General features: G+C 59.5%; 19 protein-coding genes, 1 tRNA gene and 3 pseudogenes. 12 read left to right on the forward strand and 11 right to left on the reverse strand.

The features are described from left to right. Window positions 1-21: 21 nt before the first annotated feature. From ACP7EW_RS22305 to ACP7EW_RS22335, 7 genes and pseudogenes are all read right to left on the reverse strand, one after another. Window positions 22-1023 carry an alpha/beta fold hydrolase gene (locus ACP7EW_RS22305; RefSeq protein ID WP_426219781.1) on the reverse strand — a complete coding sequence of 334 codons (1002 nt, stop codon included), beginning with the start codon at window positions 1021-1023 and terminating at the stop codon, window positions 22-24. A 44-nt stretch (window positions 1024-1067) separates the two neighbouring features. Then, a complete protein-coding gene (locus tag ACP7EW_RS22310; RefSeq protein WP_061437094.1) occupies window positions 1068-1511 on the reverse strand; it encodes a YqaA family protein in 444 nt (147 codons plus the stop codon). Continuing rightward, on the reverse strand, window positions 1508-1954 hold the full coding sequence (locus ACP7EW_RS22315) for a DUF411 domain-containing protein (RefSeq protein ID WP_426219784.1): 447 nt from the start codon (window positions 1952-1954) through the stop codon (window positions 1508-1510). Before ACP7EW_RS22315 ends, ACP7EW_RS22310 begins: the two co-directional genes overlap by 4 nt. Window positions 1955-2051: 97 nt before the next feature. Beyond that, complete coding sequence (locus tag ACP7EW_RS22320; protein WP_033903032.1) at window positions 2052-2510, reverse strand: SRPBCC family protein; 459 nt, start codon at window positions 2508-2510, stop codon at window positions 2052-2054. Between the two features lie 81 nt (window positions 2511-2591). Next, window positions 2592-3437: a methyl-accepting chemotaxis protein gene (locus tag ACP7EW_RS22325; RefSeq protein WP_426220297.1), complete on the reverse strand. Its 846-nt coding sequence runs from the start codon at window positions 3435-3437 to the stop codon at window positions 2592-2594. A 15-nt stretch (window positions 3438-3452) separates the two neighbouring features. Beyond that, window positions 3453-4607, reverse strand: a pseudogene (locus ACP7EW_RS22330) (cache domain-containing protein); the annotation flags it as partial. 110 nt (window positions 4608-4717) lie between these two features. Then, on the reverse strand, window positions 4718-5713 hold the full coding sequence (locus ACP7EW_RS22335) for an aldo/keto reductase (RefSeq protein ID WP_426219786.1): 996 nt from the start codon (window positions 5711-5713) through the stop codon (window positions 4718-4720). 118 nt (window positions 5714-5831) lie between these two features. Between ACP7EW_RS22335 and ACP7EW_RS22340 the strand changes: the two genes are divergently transcribed. Next, on the forward strand, window positions 5832-6743 hold the full coding sequence (locus ACP7EW_RS22340; protein WP_426219788.1) for a LysR family transcriptional regulator: 912 nt from the start codon (window positions 5832-5834) through the stop codon (window positions 6741-6743). Here ACP7EW_RS22340 and ACP7EW_RS22345 read toward each other — a convergent pair. Beyond that, window positions 6740-7645: an AraC family transcriptional regulator gene (locus ACP7EW_RS22345; RefSeq protein ID WP_016978064.1), complete on the reverse strand. Its 906-nt coding sequence runs from the start codon at window positions 7643-7645 to the stop codon at window positions 6740-6742. The two genes, ACP7EW_RS22340 and ACP7EW_RS22345, sit on opposite strands and share 4 nt — an antisense overlap. A 102-nt stretch (window positions 7646-7747) precedes the next feature. Here ACP7EW_RS22345 and ACP7EW_RS22350 point away from each other — a divergent pair, with 102 nt between their 5' ends. From ACP7EW_RS22350 to ACP7EW_RS22375, 6 genes are all read left to right on the forward strand, one after another. Further along, entirely contained in the window at window positions 7748-8308 is a 561-nt protein-coding gene (locus tag ACP7EW_RS22350) for a carboxymuconolactone decarboxylase family protein (RefSeq protein WP_426219791.1), read from the forward strand. A 33-nt stretch (window positions 8309-8341) separates the two neighbouring features. Further along, a complete protein-coding gene (locus ACP7EW_RS22355; RefSeq protein WP_426219793.1) occupies window positions 8342-9403 on the forward strand; it encodes an acyl-CoA dehydrogenase family protein in 1062 nt (353 codons plus the stop codon). Further along, window positions 9400-10203 (forward strand): ABC transporter ATP-binding protein, encoded by an 804-nt coding sequence (locus tag ACP7EW_RS22360; protein ID WP_314526337.1) that lies wholly within the window; start codon window positions 9400-9402, stop codon window positions 10201-10203. Before ACP7EW_RS22355 ends, ACP7EW_RS22360 begins: the two co-directional genes overlap by 4 nt. After that, window positions 10190-11389 carry an ABC transporter substrate-binding protein gene (locus ACP7EW_RS22365; RefSeq protein ID WP_426219796.1) on the forward strand — a complete coding sequence of 400 codons (1200 nt, stop codon included), beginning with the start codon at window positions 10190-10192 and terminating at the stop codon, window positions 11387-11389. Before ACP7EW_RS22360 ends, ACP7EW_RS22365 begins: the two co-directional genes overlap by 14 nt. Before the next feature lie 11 nt (window positions 11390-11400). Further along, window positions 11401-12147: an ABC transporter permease gene (locus tag ACP7EW_RS22370; RefSeq protein WP_426220299.1), complete on the forward strand. Its 747-nt coding sequence runs from the start codon at window positions 11401-11403 to the stop codon at window positions 12145-12147. Window positions 12148-12258: 111 nt separating this feature from the next. Continuing rightward, window positions 12259-12447, forward strand: a complete 189-nt coding sequence (locus ACP7EW_RS22375; RefSeq protein ID WP_010210250.1) for a hypothetical protein — start codon at window positions 12259-12261, stop codon at window positions 12445-12447. A 6-nt stretch (window positions 12448-12453) separates the two neighbouring features. On the opposite strand, the gene ACP7EW_RS22380 is transcribed toward ACP7EW_RS22375, so the two are convergent. Then, the gene (locus ACP7EW_RS22380) at window positions 12454-12834 is read right to left on the reverse strand and encodes a fe2+ zn2+ uptake regulation protein (RefSeq protein ID WP_033903021.1); all 381 of its coding nucleotides are present in this window, start codon (window positions 12832-12834) and stop codon (window positions 12454-12456) included. Between the two features lie 238 nt (window positions 12835-13072). Between ACP7EW_RS22380 and ACP7EW_RS22385 the strand changes: the two genes are divergently transcribed. From ACP7EW_RS22385 to ACP7EW_RS22395, 3 genes are all read left to right on the forward strand, one after another. After that, window positions 13073-15358 (forward strand): acylase, encoded by a 2286-nt coding sequence (locus ACP7EW_RS22385; protein ID WP_426219798.1) that lies wholly within the window; start codon window positions 13073-13075, stop codon window positions 15356-15358. Window positions 15359-15570: 212 nt separating this feature from the next. Then, a tRNA-Cys gene (locus ACP7EW_RS22390) sits at window positions 15571-15644 on the forward strand. A 268-nt stretch (window positions 15645-15912) separates the two neighbouring features. After that, entirely contained in the window at window positions 15913-16944 is a 1032-nt protein-coding gene (locus ACP7EW_RS22395; protein WP_426219800.1) for a CBS domain-containing protein, read from the forward strand. 26 nt (window positions 16945-16970) lie between these two features. On the opposite strand, the gene ACP7EW_RS22400 is transcribed toward ACP7EW_RS22395, so the two are convergent. Beyond that, a complete protein-coding gene (locus ACP7EW_RS22400; protein WP_426219802.1) occupies window positions 16971-17780 on the reverse strand; it encodes a tyrosine-type recombinase/integrase in 810 nt (269 codons plus the stop codon). Between ACP7EW_RS22400 and ACP7EW_RS22405 the strand changes: the two are divergent. Continuing rightward, window positions 17742-17873: pseudogene (locus tag ACP7EW_RS22405) on the forward strand (lysis protein); the annotation flags it as partial. The gene ACP7EW_RS22400 and the pseudogene ACP7EW_RS22405 overlap by 39 nt on opposite strands. A gap of 6 nt (window positions 17874-17879) precedes the next feature. On the opposite strand, the gene ACP7EW_RS22410 reads toward ACP7EW_RS22405, so the two are convergent. Then, window positions 17880-18419 carry a hypothetical protein gene (locus ACP7EW_RS22410; protein ID WP_139212922.1) on the reverse strand — a complete coding sequence of 180 codons (540 nt, stop codon included), beginning with the start codon at window positions 18417-18419 and terminating at the stop codon, window positions 17880-17882. A 172-nt stretch (window positions 18420-18591) separates the two neighbouring features. Here ACP7EW_RS22410 and ACP7EW_RS22415 point away from each other — a divergent pair. Continuing rightward, a pseudogene (locus ACP7EW_RS22415) lies at window positions 18592-19385 on the forward strand (DNA adenine methylase). The last annotated feature ends 51 nt before the right edge of the window (window positions 19386-19436 follow it).

The raw sequence follows: 19436 nt of genomic DNA on the forward strand, positions 1-19436 counted from the left end.
AGTGCCTCGAAAAAGGTTGGATTAAAGGGCGTTTAAACCCTGCAACAGCGCTTTATGAAACTGGGCCGGTTCCTCCATCTGCGGTGCATGCCCCAGGCCCGGGAACTCCACCAGGGTGGCATGGGGAATCAGCTTGGCCACGTTCTTGCCCAGCACGGCGTAGTCGCCGAGCTTGGCCTTGACTGCCGGCGGCGCGACGTCCTTGCCGATGGCGGTGTTATCGGACGTGCCGATCAGCAGCAGCGTGGGCATTTGCAGATTCTTGAACTCGTAGTACACCGGCTGGGTGAAGATCATGTCGTAAATCAACGCCGAGTTCCATGCGACCAGGGTATGCCCTGGGCCGTTGCTCAGGCCGGCGTACATGTCTACCCAACGCTGATACTCGGGCTTCCAGCGTCCGACGTAGTAGGTGTTGAGTTGATAGTTTCGAATCCCGTCGGCGCTGACGTTCAGCTCACGTGCATACCATTGGTCGACGGTGAGCGAGGGCACGCCCAGTGCCTTCCAGTCTTCCAGGCCAATCGGGTTGACCATTGCCAACTGTTCGGTCTGCTCGGGGTACATCAGCGCGTAACGCGTGGCGAGCATGCCACCGGTGGAATGGCCGATGATGGTGGCCTTTTGAATGCCGAGTTTTTCCAGCAGTTGATGGGTGTTGGTCGCCAACTGCTGGAAACTGTATTGATAATGGTCAGGCTTGCTGGAGCTGCAAAAACCTATCTGGTCCGGCGCGATCACTCGGTAACCGGCATCGCTCAACGCCTTGATCGAACCTTCCCAGGTGGCACCGCAGAAGTTCTTGCCGTGCATCAACACCACGCTGCGGCCGTTGGCCTGTCCTTTGGCGGGCACGTCCATATACCCCATCTGCAGGGATTTGCCCTGGGATTGGAATTCGAAATGCTTGAGTGGGTAGGGGTATTCAAAGCCTTGCAGCTCGGGACCGTAGCTGGCGGCAAAGGCGGGTGCGGTGCTGACGGCGAGCAGGCCGGTGATGCAAAAAGCGCGGATCAGGGGCATTGGCAAGGCTCCGAGAAGGGTGTTCGGATGCTGTTGCGGGACGATTAACTGGGGATTAACACCCAGTGCAAGGTCACGGCAGCGAGTACCCCATAACGGACGCTTTTGGCTAAAGTCACCAACAGCAGGAATCGCCACAACGGCTCACGCATCACCCCGGCCACCAAGGTCAGCGGGTCACCGATGATCGGCATCCAACTGAGCAACAACGTCCAATGGCCCCAGCGCTGGTAATGGTTACGAGCCTTGTCCAACTGCTTGTCACTGACAGGAAACCAGCGCCGCCCCTTGAAATGCTCGACCCAGCGTCCGAGCCACCAATTGACCACCGAGCCCAGCACATTGCCCAGCGTGGCAACGCCCAGCAGCAACCAGAGGCTGTAATGCCCGCTGAGCAGCAGGCCCACCAGCACGGCTTCCGATTGCAGTGGCAGCAGTGTGGCGGCGCCAAAGGCCGCGAAAAATAGCCCCAGGTAGCCCGCGATCATTGCGCCGGGTATTCAGCCACCACTACATCTTTGCCTGCACGGGTCAGGCCGATGACTTGATAGGCCTCGCTGCGGCCTTCGACTTCCATGCCCGGTGAGCCCATGGGCATGCCCGGCGCGGCCAAGCCCAACAGGTCATCGCGTTTACGCAAGGCCAGCACTTGCTCGGCGGGCACGTGGCCTTCGACCAACTTGCCGTCGATCACGGCGGTGTGGCACGAACCCAGGCGCGGGGCCACGCCCAGGCGTTGTTTGACGGCGCTCATGTCGGCTTCGACATGGTCATTGACCTTGAAACCGTTGCTTTCCAGGTGGCTGATCCACTTTTTGCAGCAACCGCAGTTCGCGTCGCGGTGCACGTCGATGGGAATCAGGTCGGCGGCCTGGGCCAGGGTGGAAGTGAACAGGGCTGACAGCAGAGCCAGGCGCAATGTGGTTTTCATAGGAACTCGCGTGTAGGAGAGGGCCGTTGGGATGGCGGCGATCATGACGCCGTCATCGCGGGCAAGCCAGCTCCTACCGGTTGGGAATGTTTCCAAATTATACGAAGGGTGGGTTTTCCAGGCGATGCTTCAACTGGTCCAGGGCAATGGTCGACAACTCGATCATGCGCTCATGCAAAGTGGCCAGTTGCAGCTCGGTTTCGTAGGTCAGCACCCGCTTGAACAGCGTGCCGCCCTGATGGGGCAGCAGGAAGTAATGAATGGAGCCATCCACGGCCAGGGAGGTGAACACCGTCTTGAATTCGCCAGGGCGCCGGGCGATCTGTACGCGGTAACTCATGGGCACGCGCACCCCCAGCAGGTCGATGAACTCGGTAAACCGTGCACCGGCAGGCAGTGAACCGGTGGTGCCGGTGTCGGCACTGAGGGACGTGGGATGCCATTCGTGCCAGCGATCCGGTTGGGTCACATAGTCGTAGACGGCTTCGATAGGCGCTCGGATAAAGCGTTCCTGACTGATCCGCTCCAAACGGACCGACTGCTCGGCAGCTCGCATGGCACACCTCCTGTGTTGCGACTAGGAACTGTCAGAATAGTCCCACTCCCGCACATTGCACGGGAGTGTTTCAGCCGTTTATCACTGCACCTTGAATCGACCCATCAAAGCGATCACCCGGCCATTCGCCTCCAGCAGGCTTTGGGTATTGGTTTCGGTGGCATGGCCGCTCTGTACCAGCTCTTCGACCATTTGTCGGATCTGCACCATGCTGCGGTTGATCTCCTCGGTCACCGCGCTCTGCTGCTCGGCCGCGGTGGCAATCTGGGTGCTGAGGTTGTTGATATGGCTGACCGAACCGGCCATTTCATCCAGGCCGGTGTTTACCCGTGCCGTGGCATCCGCCGCCGACTGGCAACTGGCCTGGGTGTTTTCCATGGCGGCCACCGAGGAACTGACGCCAGCGGTCAAACGCGTGAGCATGTCGTTGATCTGCGAGGTGCTGGCCTGAGTGCGTGCCGCCAGCGCCCGCACTTCATCGGCCACCACCGCAAAGCCCCGGCCTTGCTCGCCGGCACGCGCGGCTTCAATCGCCGCGTTGAGGGCGAGCAGGTTGGTCTGGCCGGCAATCGCACCAATCACGCCGAGGGTTTCGGTGATGCGTGCAGCGTCCTGGCGCATGTTTTCCACGCTGTGGGTGGCGCTGGACACTTCGCCGATCAAGGCGCTGACGCTGGTGGACGCTTCACCCACCACCACGCGGGAACGGTCGGCATGTTCATTGGCGCGTTGAGTGAACGCGGCGGTTTCGGCGGCGTTTTGCGCAACGGTGTCGGCGGTGGAGCTCATTTCGGTGATGGCGGTGACTGTCTGGTCGGTCTCGGAGGCGTGTCGCACCAGGATCTGGTTGGTGTGCGCCGAGGTCCGTTGCAATTGCTCCAGGCTCGACGACATGGCGCCGGTGGCCTGGGTCACTTCACCAATCATGTTCTGCAGGTAGACGATAAAGCGGTTCACCGAATGACCAATCGCGCCTAGCTCGTCTTCGGCACGGATGGTGATGCGTCGCGTCAGGTCGGCATCGCCGGCAGACAGCGCGTCGATATTGGTTTTCAGCGACTTCATGCGCTGCACCAGTTGGCGGATCGCATACACCGCGAGCAGCACCAGCAACAACACCATGGGGATTTGCAGCAGGGCCAGGGTGCCGAGTACGTCATCGCGTTGGGCGGTGATCAGCGAGGTGGGCAGGGCAGTGGCGAGGAACCACGGCGTGCCACCGATGGGGCGCATGTAGAAGGTGCTGGCCACGCCCTGGTTGTCGAATTCGCCGCGTTGCAGCGCTTGGTCTCGATTACCCAGGGCCTTGCTGATTTGGGCAGCAAACGCCGAGGTTCCGGCGAGTTCGCTGATGTTTTTCAACACCACCGGACCGCTGATGCGCGAACTGTTGCTGATGATCTTGCCGTCGCCCTCGACGATCAGCATTTGCCCGCCGATGTCTTTTTCTTTGCTGGCCACCAGGTCATTGAAGAAACCCAGGGTCACGTCGATGGTGGCGACGCCGTAGGGCACGCCGTCGCGCTGGATCGCCATGGCGCAATTGGTGCGCGGCTCCTGGCTGGCGTCGTCCTTGTAAGCGGCGGCCCAAGCGCATTGCCCACGCTGGGAGGCCAGGCCGCCTTTGTACCAACTCTGGTCGTAATAGTTGGGCGCAGGGTCACTGTTCCAGAAGGTGTTGACGGCCAGTTTGCCCGAGGCATCGCGGTGCCAGAACGTACTGTGCTTGTTGCGCCCCGGTGTGCGCTGGTTGGGCAGCGGCCAGATCCCGCCGCCGAAGACTTTCAGCTCGCCATACTGGTCGACCAGGCCAGGCAGGACCTTGTCGATGGCATCGCTGTCAAGCAACGGGACCGTCTGGGTGATGCTGCGTTGCTGGGACTGAACCTTGTTCAGCTCGCCCTGAATCTGTTCAGCTACTTCGGCGATACGGTTGAGCACCACCTGTTCTTCGGTGTGACGCAGCGTGGGCGCGACCAACTGGCCGATACCCACGACGGTCAACACAAATAACACCAGGACGAACAGCACCAGAAACAGGGTATAGCGGGCTTGGATGGAGCGCAGTGGGGGCATGGGGTCGTCCTTACGAAGCATTTATGACCGACGCGGCTTTGTTAGAGCTTCGTCGGGATATCGGCTTGGCGAGGAAGAGCTTTAGGTACGATCGTGCAAGAAAAAAGCGCCCGTTGAGGGCGCTCCTTCGCTTAGATATCCAGCATGGCCATGACCGCTTCCGGGTAACGCAGGCCGGCGGTTGCCTCGACGGGGAAAATCGCTTCCAGCGCCGCCAATTCGGCCGGGTTGAGGTGGATCGCGAGGGCGGCCACATTCTCTTCCAAGTACTTGCGCTGCTTGGTGCCAGGAATCGGAATGATGAAGTTACCTTGCGCCAACACCCAGGCCAGTGCGAGTTGCCCGGCGCTCACGCCTTTGTCGGCGGCCAGTGCCTGCACCTGCTTCACCAGTTCCAGGTTTTTGCCGAAGTTCTCCCCCTGGAACCGCGGGCTGAAGCGGCGATAGTCATCTGCACTGAAGTCATCCGGGCTTTGCAGGGCGCCGGTCAGGAACCCTCGCCCCAGCGGGCTATAAGGCACAAAGGCAATGCCGAGGCGCTGGCAGGCGGCAAGGCAGCCGTTGTGTTCCTGATCACGGCTCCACAGCGAATATTCGCTTTGCAGGGCGCTGATCGGATGCACCTTGTGGGCCCGCTCCAGGGTCGCGGCGGATGCTTCGCTCAAGCCCAGGTAACGCACCTTGCCCTGTTGCACCAACTCGGCCATGGCGCCGACGGTTTCTTCGATGACAACCTGCGGGTCGATACGATGCTGGTAATACAGGTCCAGGGTGTCCACGCCGAGGCGTTGCAGCGTGCCGTCAATCGCCTTGCGGATATAGTCGGGGCGCCCGTTGACGCCACGTAGCGCCGGGTTGGCCGGGTCGCGCACGATGCCGAACTTGCTGGCCAGGAACACCTGGTCGCGTTTGCCGGCAATGGCTTTGCCGATCAGTGCTTCATTGGTGTGCGGGCCGTAGATGTCGGCGGTATCCAGAAAGTTGATACCAAGTTCCAGCGCGCGGTGCAGGGTCGCAGTGGCTTCCCGGGTGTCGCTGCCGGGCGTGTAGAAATCGCTCATGCCCATGCAGCCGAGGCCGATGGCGGAGACGAGTGGGCCGTTGTTACCGAGTGGACGAGTGTGCATGGGGAGAGCTCCTGGTTGGGAAGGCCTGCATTGTCACGCTCGACAAAATCGGGATAAACCGGCTAAAAGCACTAACACTATTCGGTATTTCTAAATAATCAGCTCAAGGAGCCGACGCTTGGACCGTTTCAACGCGATGCGCGTGTTCACCCGGATCGTCGAACTGCGGGGCTTTGCCAAGGCCGCCGACAGCCTGCAACTGCCCCGCGCTTCGGTGACGGTGCTGATCAAGCAACTGGAGGCGCACCTTGGGGTGCAACTGTTGCAACGCACCACGCGGCAGGTCAGCCCTACATTGGATGGCGCTGCGTATTACCAGCGCTGCGTGCAATTGCTGTCGGACCTTGAAGAAACTGAAGCGGTGTTTTCCGCGAGTCGGCAGAACCCACGCGGCACGTTGAGCATTGATATGCCGTCGGGCATCGGCCGTTTTCTGGTGATACCCGCACTGCCCACGTTCACCGCACTGTATCCGCAGATTGAATTGGAAATCGGCTTGAATGACCGGCCGGTTGACCTGATTCGTGAAGGCGTCGATTGTGTGCTGCGCGGTGGCCTGGCGCTGGATGATTCACTGGTGGCGCGGCCGCTGGCGATGATGGATCAAATCACCCTGGCCAGCCCCGCTTACCTTGAGCGTATGGGGGTAGCCGAAACGCTCGACGACTTGGCCCACCATCAGATGGTCGAATACGTCTCGGCCGCCAGCGGCAAACGGTTTGGCTTGGAGTTTCTACTCGCCTCCCAGTTGCGTACGCTCAACCTGCCAAAGGTGGTCGCGGTCAACAGCGCCGACGGCTACTTCTGCGCTTGCGAAGCGGGCTACGGGTTGATACAGGCGCCGTACTATCACGCCAGGCAGCGACTGGCCCAAGGCACGCTGGTGGAAGTGCTGCCCCGGTTTGGCGTGCCGTCCATGGCCTTGACGGCGCTGTATCCTCCGCACCGACAACTGTCCCAACGCGTACGCGTGTTTGTGGACTGGCTGGTCGAACTCTGCGCCGCTCCCGGCACAGGCTTGCGCCGCTAAGCCTGTGCCTTGCGATAGGCCCCAGGCTGTTGCCCCGTCACCTTGTGAAACGCCCGGGTAAACGCCGCCACCGACTGATAACCCACGGCCAGCGCGACATCCGCCACCGTCTGGTCCTGCTTGAACAACTGGCAGGCATGACGCATGCGCATCATCAGCAGCACTTGCCCCGGTGACTGCCCGCACAGTTCATTGAAGCGCTTGAAAAACGCCGAACGCGACAGCCCGGTGCAAGCGGCCATGCTTTCCAGGGTCCAGGCATCGGCCGGGTGCGCGATCAGCTGTTCCAGCAAACCGGCAAACGCCGGCTGCCGACCCAGTGCCGCCAGGCCGCCCAGTTCGCTGTTGTCCAGCACCTGTTGGCGCAGTACATACAGAAACAGCAGGTGGCAAAGCCGTTCAAGCAAGGCCGAAGAGGGCGCAGGCAGGCGCTGGCATTCTTGCAGGATCAGTTCGAACAGGTTGCGCGCGGCCGTCAGCGAGGGATCGCCCGCCCGCAGGATGATCCACGCGGGCAGGGTGTCGACGATCATCGCCGACAGACCGGACTGGAAGTGAAAGAACCCGCACACCAGGCCGACGCCATCGCTGGCGGCACTGTCCAGGGGCACCATGGGCACGCGCGGGCATTCCTGTGCGCTTGCCGCCGTGGGCTCGCCGGAGAGGCGATATTCCAGGTCGCGCAGCAGGAACACCGCATCGCCGTTATCGAGGCGATGAGGCGTGGCGTCGCCGTCGATATGCAGCCAGCACTGGCCTTGCACAATCAGGTGGAAACTCGCGCTCGCCAGGCCATGGGTGCTGGCATGCCAGTCGCCGCAATAACGACCCACATGGAACAGGCTGGTGTCGAGTTCGAGGCTGTCTAATAACCAATCGACAAGTGCACTGGACGAATTCATCTAATGGAAAGACTCAAGAGCAAGTAATCGCTACTTTAGACTATTGAGGCGATTTTTTATAACCAACAGACTGGATACACGAACTCATCAGGAGACGCCTCCATGTCCCGTGTACCCTTGCTCACCCCTGAAACTGCGCCGGAAGCGGCCAAGCCTTTGCTGGAAAACGCACTGAAAGGCTCGGGTTTCATTCCCAATCTACTGGCAGTGCTGGCCAATGCGCCCGCCGCGTTGGAAACCTACATCACCGTCTCCGCTTTGAACGCCAAATCTGCACTGGGCCTGGCCGACCGCGAAGTGGTGCAACTGATTGCCGCCACCACTCACGGTTGCGATTTCTGCGTGGCCGGCCACACCGCCGTCGCGCGTAACAAAGCCAAGTTGCCGGAAAGCGTCATCGAAGCCCTGCGTCAACGTGGCGAGCTGCCCGATACCCGTTATGAAACCCTGGCGGCCTTCACCCGTGAAGTGATCGCCACCCGGGGTGATGTGAGCGATGCGGGCTATGACGCATTCCGCGCCGCCGGTTACACCGAAGGCCAGGCCCTGGAAGTGATTCTGGGCGTCAGCCTGGCAACCTTGTGCAACTTCGCTAACGTGTTTGCTCGTACTCCACTGAACCCGGAGCTGGCGCAATACCGTTGGGAAAAGCCCGCAAGTTGAAGTTGGCCCACCTGCTGTAAAGGAGAAACAGGAATGCTTGACCCCATCTTGAGCCGTTGGCTCGACATCCAGGCGCAAGCCTTGGACGTGGGCAGTTGCGATCCACAGGAAGTGCTGCCACGGCTGGCAGAGGCCAACGTATTACGCATCGGCGTGCCGACTCATCTGGGCGGCCTGGGCGGTGATGTGGCGGGCGCCGTAGAGGCCATCGCCAACGTTGCCAGCCATTCCCTGGCGGCGGCATTCGTGTGCTGGGGCCAGCGCTCGTTTATCGAGTATCTGCTGCAGAGTCCCAATGCGCGGCTGCGTGAACAGCTGCTGCCCGATTTGCTCAGCGGCAAGCTGGCGGGGGCGACGGGGTTGTCCAACGCGATGAAGTTCTTGTCGGGCATCGAGTCGCTGCAGATCAGCGCCGAACCGTCCAACGACGGCTGGACCCTCAACGGCCGCCTGCACTGGGTGACCAACCTGCGCAAGAACGGTTTTGTCGCGGCAGCGGCCATTGAGCACGCGGGCGGTGGTGCGCCGTTTATCCTGGCGATTCCGGACTCGGTGGCAGGTTTGCAGCGTTCTCGCGACCTGGAATTGCTCGGTTTGCAGTCAAGCAATACGGCGGCCCTGGATCTGGAACGCGTGGAGCTGAGTCGCGACTGGCTGCTGCACGAAGACGCGCGCACATTCCTGCCGGCGGTGCGCCCGGCGTTCCTGGGCCTGCAGTGCGGGATGTCCATCGGGTTGGCGCGTCGTTCCCTGGCGGAAGTCGCCAACCACCTGGGCGCGACACGCACGGTGCTGCGCGAAGAGCTGGAAACCCTGCGCGTGACCCTGGACCATGAGGTCAACGACTTGAAAAGTGGCCTGTTGGCAGGGCGTTTTGCTGCCGAACCGGTGCCGTTGTTCAAGCTGCGCATCGCCCTGGCGGAGACCGCCGCCAGCGCCGTGCAGCTGGAGTTGCAGGCCAGCGGCGGCAAGGCTTATCTCACCGCCCACGGCAGTGGTTTCGCGCGACGTTGGCGTGAATCGGCGTTTGTGCCGATCGTGACCCCTAGCCTGGTGCAATTGCGCACTGAACTGCAACGTCAGGCCAATCTATGACAGCGGCCGTATTGAGTGCCCAGGGGATTTGCCTGGGCTATGCCAGCGGGCCGGTGTTGCAGCACTTCGACCTGCACTTGCAACCCGGTGAAGTGGTGTCGATCCTCGGTCCCAGCGGGGTGGGCAAGTCCAGCCTGTTGCGCGTCCTCGCCGGTTTGCAGGCACCGCAGGGCGGCAGTGTGCGCGTGCTGGGCGAGCCGTTGAACGGTCCTCATCCACGCGTGGCGGTAGCCTTCCAGGACCCGAGCCTGCTGCCCTGGCTGAACCTGGAAAAGAACGTTGCCTTCGGCCTGGATTTCGCCCGGCAACCCCATCTGAGCGCTGACGAGCGCCGCCAGCGCGTCGACCATGCCATCGCCGCCGTCGGCCTGGAGCATGCGCGGCAGCACTTCCCGGCGCAGTTGTCCGGCGGCATGGCCCAGCGCACGGCGTTGGCCCGCTGCCTGGCACGCCAGCCCCAGGTGCTGTTGCTGGATGAACCCTTCGGCGCCCTGGACGAAGTGACCCGCGCCGATATGCAGCACCTGTTGCTCAAGGTCAACCGCGAGCAAGGCTCGGCGGCAGTGCTGATCACCCATGACATTGACGAAGCGCTGCTGCTGTCCGACCGCATCCTGCTACTGGGTAACCGCCCGGCGCGGACGTTGGGCGAATGGCTGATTGACCTGCCGCAACCCCGCGAAGAACAGGTGGAAGCCATCGGCGCGCTGCGTATCGAGATCCTTAAAACCCTACGGCAGGCGAGCCGCCCTCAATCCAACCCCCTTGATTTGCTGGAGCCTGCCCATGTGCCTGGATGACCTGTCCCATTCGCGCCGCGACTTTCTCAAACTTTCCGCCGTACTCAGCGCCGCCGGTGCCTTGCCGCTGCTCAGCAGCTTGCAAGCCCGCGCCGCCAGCGAGCCGGATGCACCGGTACGCATCGGCTACCTGCCGATAACCGACGCCACGCCGCTGCTGGTGGCGCACAACAACGGCCTGTTCGAAGCCGAAGGCATCAAGGCCGAACGCCCGGTGTTGCTGCGCAGTTGGGCGCAGGTGATCGAGGCGTTTATCTCGGGCCAGGTCAATGTGATTCACCTGCTGTCGCCGATGACCGTGTGGGCACGTTATGGCAGCAAGATGCCGGCCAAGGTGGTGGCGTGGAACCATGTGGGCGGCTCCGGCCTGACCGTGGCACCGGGCATCACCGATGTGAAGCAACTGGGCGGCAAATCAGTGGCGATTCCGTTCTGGTACTCGATCCATAACGTGGTGGTGCAGCAACTGTTCCGTGACAACGGCCTCACGCCAGTGGCGCGGGCGGCGGGCAGTGCGATTGCGGCCAATGAGGTCAACCTGATCGTGTTGCCGCCTTCGGACATGCCACCGGCCCTGGCCAGCCAGCGCATCGACGGTTATATCGTCGCTGAGCCGTTCAATGCCCTGGCGGAAAACCTCAAGGTCGGCCGCGTGCAGCGCTTTACCGGCGACGTGTGGCGCAACCACGCGTGCTGCGTGGTGTTCATGCACGAACACGACCTGATCAATCGCCCAGAGTGGTCGCAGAAGGTGGTGAACGCCATCGTCAAGGCGCAGGTCTGGACCCGCGACAACCGCGAAGAAGCGGTGAAGCTGCTGTCCAAGGACGGCCCGAACCGCTACACCCCGCATGCCGAGCCGGTATTGAGCAAGGTGTTGGCGCCGGCTGCCGCCGACCGTGCCGCCTACCTGGTAGACGGTGCCATCCAACACGGGAATTGGGATGAGCACCGCATCGACTTCCAGCCGTACCCATTCCCCAGCTACACCGAGGAACTGGTGCGGCGCCTGAAAGACACCTTGATCGAGGGTGATAAGAAATTCCTCGCTGACCTCGACCCGGCGTTCGTCGCCAAGGACCTGGTGGACGACCGTTTCGTGCGCAACGCCATCGAGGCCGTGGGCGGCATGAAGACCTTTGGCTTGCCGGACGGCTATGCGCGGCATGAGGAGATCGGCGTTTGAACAACCGTGAAATCCCGGGCTGGTTGCTCGGGTTGAGTGGCTTGGCGGGGTTGCTGTTGCTCTGGTGGCTGGGGGTGAAGGTGTTTGGCGCGACGGATGGATTGTCTGCACGATTTTCCCTCGCCGCCACCTTCAGTAGCCTGTGGGAATTGCTGGGACGCGGTGAGCTGTATGTGCATATTGCGGTGAGCCTGAAGCGCATCTTTGTCGGGTTGTTCCTGGCCTTGTTGGTCGGCGTTCCGTTGGGGCTGCTGGTGGGCCGTTCGCGCACGCTGGAAGCGGCGACCACGCCGGCCTTTCAGTTCCTGCGCATGATCTCGCCGCTGTCGTGGATGCCCATCGTGGTGATGCTGATGGGGGTCGGGGACCAGCCGATCTATTTCCTGCTGGCGTTTGCCGCCGTGTGGCCGATCATGCTCAACACCGCGGCCGGCGTACGCCAGTTGGACCCGCGCTGGCTGCAGCTGAGCAGCAGCCTGAGCGCGACGCGCTGGGAGACCTTGCGCCGGGTGATCATTCCCGGTGTGGTCGGGCATGTGCTGACCGGCGTGCGTTTGGCCATCGGCATCTTGTGGATCGTGCTGGTGCCGTGCGAAATGCTCGGGGTCAGTGCCGGGCTGGGCTATTACATTCTCGACACCCGTGATCGTCTGGCTTATTCGGAGCTGATGGCGATGGTGTTGCTGATCGGGTTGCTGGGCTTTGCGCTGGATGCGTTGGCGCGTTGGCTGCACCAGCGTTGGGTGCACGCCGGCTGATTGGTCGAGCCAAAGTTTTTCATCGCCTGTAACATGAGCGCCTGTCGGACCTGTTCGCTCTTGCGCGCAGGGCAGGTTCGACGCTTTATTTTTCAGGTTCAGGAACCCGTCATGACACAAAAGCAGCGTTTGAAATATTCGATTCTGATTGCCCTGGCCGTACTGGCAACGATGTTTGGCCTGTCCTACTTGCAGAACACCGGGGTTATCAGTGAGAAGACATTCCAGACCATCGCCATTGCCGTCGCAGTGGTCGTGGTGGTGATCAACGGCATCATGCGCCGCAAGGTCAAGCTCTAAGGACGATCAGGCGCGACCTTCGAGCACCTTGGCAGCCTCTTCATGGAGGCTGTAGCTTTTATCCGCATTGAGGGTGATCACGCCCTCGCTGCACAGGCGCTTGAGCACCTCGCGCACGCTGAGAAACGACAACGGAATGCCCAGCTCCAGCAGATGGCTGTGCACGCCGCGTACCCCGAGGGTGCGCTGGTTGTCGGCGGCAGTGAGCAGGGCGTCGATGACCTTCAGCCGGATCAGGCTGGTGCGCAAGCCAAAACACTTGAGCAGGTGGCGGATACGCTGGTTGCCTTGCTGTTCGGGCGTTTTGCCGAACGCTTGTGCGCCGTTGCCGAAACTGGCCTCGGCAGCCGGTGAATGTCCATCCGTGGGCACTTGCGGGTTGTACATGCAAAAACTCCTTATCAGAGCCTGATCAGGAAAAAAATGAGCGCTCTTGGTTAATAAGACGAACGAGCGAGCAAAATCATGAAGTGCCGGATGTAGAAATTTTGTCGGTATCGGTTTTGTCACATCCGCTCTGCCTTAAATAAACGTGCCGTCGCGCTAAATTATTCCTGGTGGTTTGCGTTCTTACGGTGGGGTTATTACCCCTTGTGAGGCGGTTAAATCTGACGGTGGAGTTTGCGTGATTATTTCCAATGGGTTGTCCAGGGTAGGTGTGGCGGGCATGTTGCTGGGGTTGAGCCTGGCCGCCTCGGCGCGGGAACCGGTGACGCAAGCGTCGGCGGATATCCGGCGCACCAGTTACGGCGTACCGCACATCCGCGCCAACGATGAGCGTGGCCTGGGTTTCGGCATCGGCTACGCCTACGCCCAGGACAACCTGTGCCTGCTGGCCAATGAAGTGGTCACCGTGAATGGCGAGCGCGCCAAGTTCTTCGGCCCCGAGCAGGCGACCCTGGAAGAGCGCAACAACCTGGCCAGTGACGTGTTTTTTACGTGGCTGAACACGCCGGAATCGGTCGCCGCGTTCTGGAAGGCGCAAAGCCCGCAGATCCAGCAACGTATCCAAGGTTACGTGGCCGGCTACAACCGTTACCTGAAAGAGCAGGGCGCTCCGGCGCAGTGCCAGGCGGCGTGGGTGCGGCCATTGGTGGCTGAAGACTTGGTCAAGCTGACTCGTAGGTTATTGGTCGAAGGCGGTGTCGGCCAATTCGCTGAAGCCTTGGTGGGTGCGACGCCGCCCCAAGCCACGGCCAGCGTACCGACCGACTCGAAAGCTTTTGAACTGGCCGCCGCCAATCAGCAGCGCTTCGCCTTCGATCGCGGCAGTAACGCCGTGGCGGTCGGCCGTGATCGCTCGTTCAACGGACGCGGCATGCTGCTGGCCAACCCGCACTTCCCGTGGGTGGGCGGCATGCGTTTTTATGAGATGCACCTGACCATCCCCGGCCAGTTGGATGTGATGGGCGCGGCGCTGCCGGGCCTGCCGGTGATCAACATCGGTTTCAACCAGCACGTGGCGTGGACCCACACCGTGGATACGTCCAAGCACTTCACCCTGTACCGCCTGACCCTCGACCCGAAGGATTCCACGCGCTACCTGCTCGATGGCAAATCCGTCGCCCTGGATAAAACCACGGTGACGGTGCAAATCAAACAAGCCGATGGCAGCCTCAAGGGCCAGTCGCACACCGTCTATAGCTCGCAATTCGGCCCGGTTGTGCAATGGCCGGGCAAGCTCGACTGGGACAACCGCTACGCCTTCAGCCTGCGTGACGCCAACCTGGGCAACGACCGTGTGCTGCAACAGTGGTACGCGATGAACCGCGCGGGCAGCCTCGATCAACTGAAAACCTCGGTGCACACCCTGCAAGGTATCCCGTGGGTCAACACCCTGGCCGCCGATGACCAAGGCCAGAGCCTGTACATGAACCAGTCGGTGGTGCCCAACGTCAGCGCGGCCAAACTCGCGCAATGCAGCGACCCCCGTGCAGGCCTGCAGATGATCATGCTCGACGGCGCCCACAGCGCCTGTGCCTGGGACGTCGACCCGCGCGCAGCCCAGGCCGGCATCTTCCCGGCCGATCAATTGCCGCAACTGCAACGCACCGACTACGTGCAGCACTCCAACGACTCGGCCTGGCTGGCCAACCCCAAGGCGCCGCTCACCGGCTTCTCCCCAGTGATCAGCCAGGACCATATCGGCCTCGGCCCGCGCGCGCGTTTTGCCTTGCAACGCCTGCAATCCCTGGACAAACCGATCGGTGTCACCGACCTGCAAAACATGGTGATGGACAACGAGGTGTACCTGGCGGGCCAAGTCATGCCCGACCTGCTCGCATTCTGCGCCAAACACCTCGGCGCCGACGCCACTGCGCTGCAGCCCCTGTGCACCGACTTGAAAAACTGGGACCAGCGCGCCAACCTCGACAGCGGCATCGGCCTGATGCACTTCATCAACCTGGTGCAACACCTGCAGCAAATCCCCGACGCCTGGCGCGTCGCCTTCGACCCGGCCCAGCCCCTCACCACGCCACGCGGCCTGGCCATCGAACGCGCGGATGTCGCCAAAGCCCTGCGCGACGCCATGCTGGCGTCCACCGCCGACATCGCCAAACTCGGCCTCACCGCCAACAGCACCTGGGGCGACGTCCAAGTCTCCGGCCAAACCCCGATCCACGGCGGCCCGCAAGAGCTGGGAATCTACAACGCCATGCAAACCGTGCCCCGCGCCGACGGCAAGCGTGAAGTGGTCAGCGGCACCAGCTACCTGCAAATCGTCACCTTCGACGACCAGGGGCCCCATGCCCAAGGCGTACTCGCGTTCTCCGAGTCCAGCAACCCAGCGTCCAAACACGCCAAGGACCAGACCCAAGCCTTCTCCCAGAAAAAACTCAGCCCATTGCCCTTCACCGAAGCGCAAATCAAGGCCGACCCGCAGTACCAACAGCTCCACATCAAGGAGTAGGGCAGCCCCGCAACCCCTTGATGCCAATACGAAATATTTTTGAAATCAAGGGGTTGCACGCTTTGGCAAATACGTACATAATGGCGCCCATCGAACGCAATGAAGCATTAAAAACTTCAATGTATTCAATGAGTTAGAGTAGAGGCAGGGTTTCATAGCCCACTCAAGTTTTTATGCGGTGAGTGTCAGCAGTCAGGACATTGATCGTTTGAGGCCGAGTAGCAAAATGGTTATGCAGCGGATTGCAAATCCGCCTACGCCGGTTCGATTCCGACCTCGGCCTCCACTCTTAGAAACCTCGTAGATTAACGTCTACGGGGTTTTTTATTGCCTGGGATTTAAGAACCGTTCCGCAACTATTGGCATGCGTTCCGCAACCTCGATTCAAAGGGAGCTCAAAATCAACGGCTCTGGTGCCAAAGGCTCTATACATCAGTACAGATAATCAGCGATAGTCTGCATCCAGGATTGCAAATTCCACTGACCAGCTGCCAAGACCCTAAACGACTTGCGTAGTTTTTCTTTAGGTCGTTTATATCTACTAGGGATGAATGATGTATAGCGCTCCAGAAGAGCTAAGTAAGGTTGCTGAGCGTGTGAGATCTGAAGGGCCTCAAGAGTACTCCGTTCGTACTCTCCTAAGTTGGTATCGGTACGAGCGTCGCAGTCGCTATATTGTGGACGCTATCAGAAAGAATCTGGAAGAGTTAAAGTTAACTACCGATCCAGATATTGAGTACGCATACCTTGATGGGCCTCTTGTATTTCATTTGGTAGAAGAACCTGAAGTTATCGCTAGCCAGTTTTCAGACCTGCATGAAGAGTCTTTGGGTAAGGTTGTAACTGAGGAACCTGATGATCCTACTCAAAGAATTGGGAAGCTACCATCTGCTAACCTCAAACTAATATCTGTTGGGCCGAATGCCACGGTTTCTGAAGCAGTTACGCTGATGCTGCTCTATGACTACTCTCAGCTCCCGGTTATGCAAGGTGATCGATCACTTAAGGGTGTTGTCACCTGGAAGTCTATTGGCTCTATGCTCGCGCTTAACCGCCCGTGCGTAAACGTCAGGGATTGCCTCGATGAGGCGGTAGTGATTAATGCGGACAGCTCACTTTTTTCAGCAATTCCAACAATCGTAGAACGTGCTTTCGTTTTGATCGAGGCTAGCGACAAAACGATATCTGGCATAGTGACGACAACTGATTTAAGCCTTCAATTCCGTCAGCTCGCCGAGCCATTCTTACTGCTCGGCGAGATCGAGATGCACCTTCGTCGCTTAGCTGATGGGAAGTTTACAAGGGATGATCTGTCCTCACTAAAAGACCCAGGAGACGTGTCTCGAGATATAAACAGTTTGTCCGATCTTACTTTTGGAGAGCATGTTCGATTACTTGAGAATCCCAGCCGCTGGTCTACCTTGGGGCTAAATATAGATCGCGCAACATTCGTCGAGCACCTGAAGGAGATAAGAGACATTCGCAACGACGTTATGCACTTCGATCCAGATGGTACTGCCCCAACAGAGCTAGAGAAACTGCGGCAATTCGTGCGATTACTGGATGCACTCAGCCCACCACAGTGATTTGGGTCCGAGAAAGTGGCGAAATGTTATTTAGTTGGCTTGACGATCTCACCCACTCGTCGATAGACCTTCTCGGTCATCTCTTCGGTGGTGTGCCCAAGTAGGCGGCTGGCGTGTGTCAACTCGATCTCGCTGGTCGCTTTCGGGCGAATATCCTTGAACTGGAACTGACGAATCAGCACTGCCAGAGCTGAGTCACCGTTGGCACCTGCTTTGATGGCGGCTTTCTCACGAGCTTCGTCCCAGCGATTGCGTAGCATCTGCTGGCTCATCCTTAGGCCGGATGTGTTGGTGATCAGCCTCGATGTTTTTATGCCGCTGAAGGCTCGGCGTTCCTGCAGATCATTGATAAAGGCACTCAGTCCGGATTGAACACCTTCGTCCTCCAGGCGTAGGCGAAGTTTCTTCTCAGTCTTGCCCTGTTTGACCATTAGGAAATCGGCGTTTAGATCGGTGGTGGCTATTTTCAAGACGTCGGCGGGGCGCTGACCGGTTAAGTAGGCAAGGTCCATGGCATCCTTGAGTTCCTGCACGGCTGCGTCGTATACGGCATTCCACACGATATCGCCGGCGTAGTAGTCCCGTGGGATCTCCTCATTGCGGCGCACACCGAAGCAGGGGTTGGCGTTGTTGGTCAGGCCCCACTCGCGGGCGATCGTGAACATGTGCGACAGCAGCGCGATTTCCCGATTCGCCCTGACCTTTGCTGTCCTGGCGTCCCGGTACTGCGCGACCACCTGGGGTGTTATCGAATCAATGGGGGCTTTCTCAAACGCTTTCCTGAGTTGTTTGAGTTCCTTCATGGCCCCACAAGAGCCCAACTTGACCCAGCGCATGCTCAACGAATTATCGGAATCACCGATGCAGGTGATCAAGGATTGATCGCCCTTGCGACGTGCCAATCCTACGTTCGGGAGATCCTACATTGAGAGGGGCTATTTCAAGTTACGATCAAACTTAAGATCGTTTTTATACCGGCTAGTCAATTTTTGTGGTGTGAGGGTGTCGTGAAAGAGTGAAACTGCAGCGCAAAAAATCAGTGTGAATACTAGGTATAGAGCTGTTGTTACGTATTCGGTATTGGATTTTGCTCCGAACTCGGTGAATGCAGAAGCCGTTAAATAGCCAAACATTGCGCCTAGCCCAGCTCTTACTATTGCTAATAAATTCGTTCCGACTTCGGAGGTTATCTTGTGGATGTAATTAAATCTTCTCGCTCCCCATTCGGTCTTTCGGGTGAATGCAAAGCTATATATACAAATGACGGTGTAGGGTATCAGGAGAAATGAGGCATGATCCGATAGCTGTTTTACTGCAAGTAGGCCGTTGATAGTAGCTTCAAACCCTTCTTTGGATCTGGAGTTAATCCATACTGGAATGGAGCCTATGATGATCCCTAACAACAGCTCTGTAATAAGCTTAGTTGCGAACTGCGGTAGTTCAATTTTGAAATTATGTAGTAGATCTTTTTTCATTAGCCAGCCTGTTAGACCGATTTAAAAAGGAGCGGCTGTTTTGGATGCGTCAACATTCAAACAGCCACCTTCCCCGCAGATCGTCCCTGCAAGTCCAGCCAAGGCTCCTGCTTCGTGCACAAAGCGAAGCGAGCCTAGCACTGTTTATCCATACAGCAAAGGTCTTGCTTCTATGCCTACACCCATCGTCCCCTGGATGGGCGGCAAACGCCGCCTAGCCGACCGCCTTATCCCGCTCTTCCCGCCGCACGAATGCTACGTCGAAGTTTTTGCTGGCGGTGCCGCGCTCTACTTCATGCGTCCCCAGGCCGCCCCGGTTGAGGTCCTAAACGACATCAACGGCGACCTGGTGACGCTCTACCGCGTTGTGCAGAACCACTTGGAAGAATTCGTGCGCCAGTTCAAATGGGCACTCAGTTCTCGACAGGTGTTCGAATGGCAGAAAATGACCCGACCTGAAACCCTTGCTGATATCCAACGCGCCGCCCGATTTTCTACCTGCAGCATCACGCCTTCGCCGGCAAGGTGACGGGGCAGATCTTTGGCACCGCGACGACTGGCCCGGCTATTAACCTGCTGCGGATCGAGGAGAACCTCTCGGCCGCATGGCAGCGGCTGTCCGGCACCTATGTTGAGAATCTCCCCTGGATTGATTGCGCCGAACGTTATGACCGACAGCACACTTTCCATTACATGGACCCGCCTTACTGGCAAACCGCAGGCTATGGCGTGGACTTTCCTTTTGAAAACTACGAGCGAATGGCCGATTTCATGCGGCGCTGCAAGGGCAAGGTGATGGTTAGCATCAATGATCATCCCGATATCCGAAGCGTATTTGAAGGCTTTCACTTCGAGACGATAGATATTCGATACAGCACAGCTAACCAGCGCCAAGGCAAAGCCGAGATCAGCGGTGAGTTGATAATCATGAATTGGGAGCCGGCAGCGTTGGGTGGGCTGTTCTGATAGGTGCCGCCGTTTTGAACGGTGGCGCGTTGCCCTCACTGAACTAAAGTT

Source organism: Pseudomonas sp. DWRC2-2 (assembly GCF_049897885.1).
GTDB classification, from domain to species: Bacteria; Pseudomonadota; Gammaproteobacteria; order Pseudomonadales; family Pseudomonadaceae; genus Aquipseudomonas; species Aquipseudomonas azotoformans_A.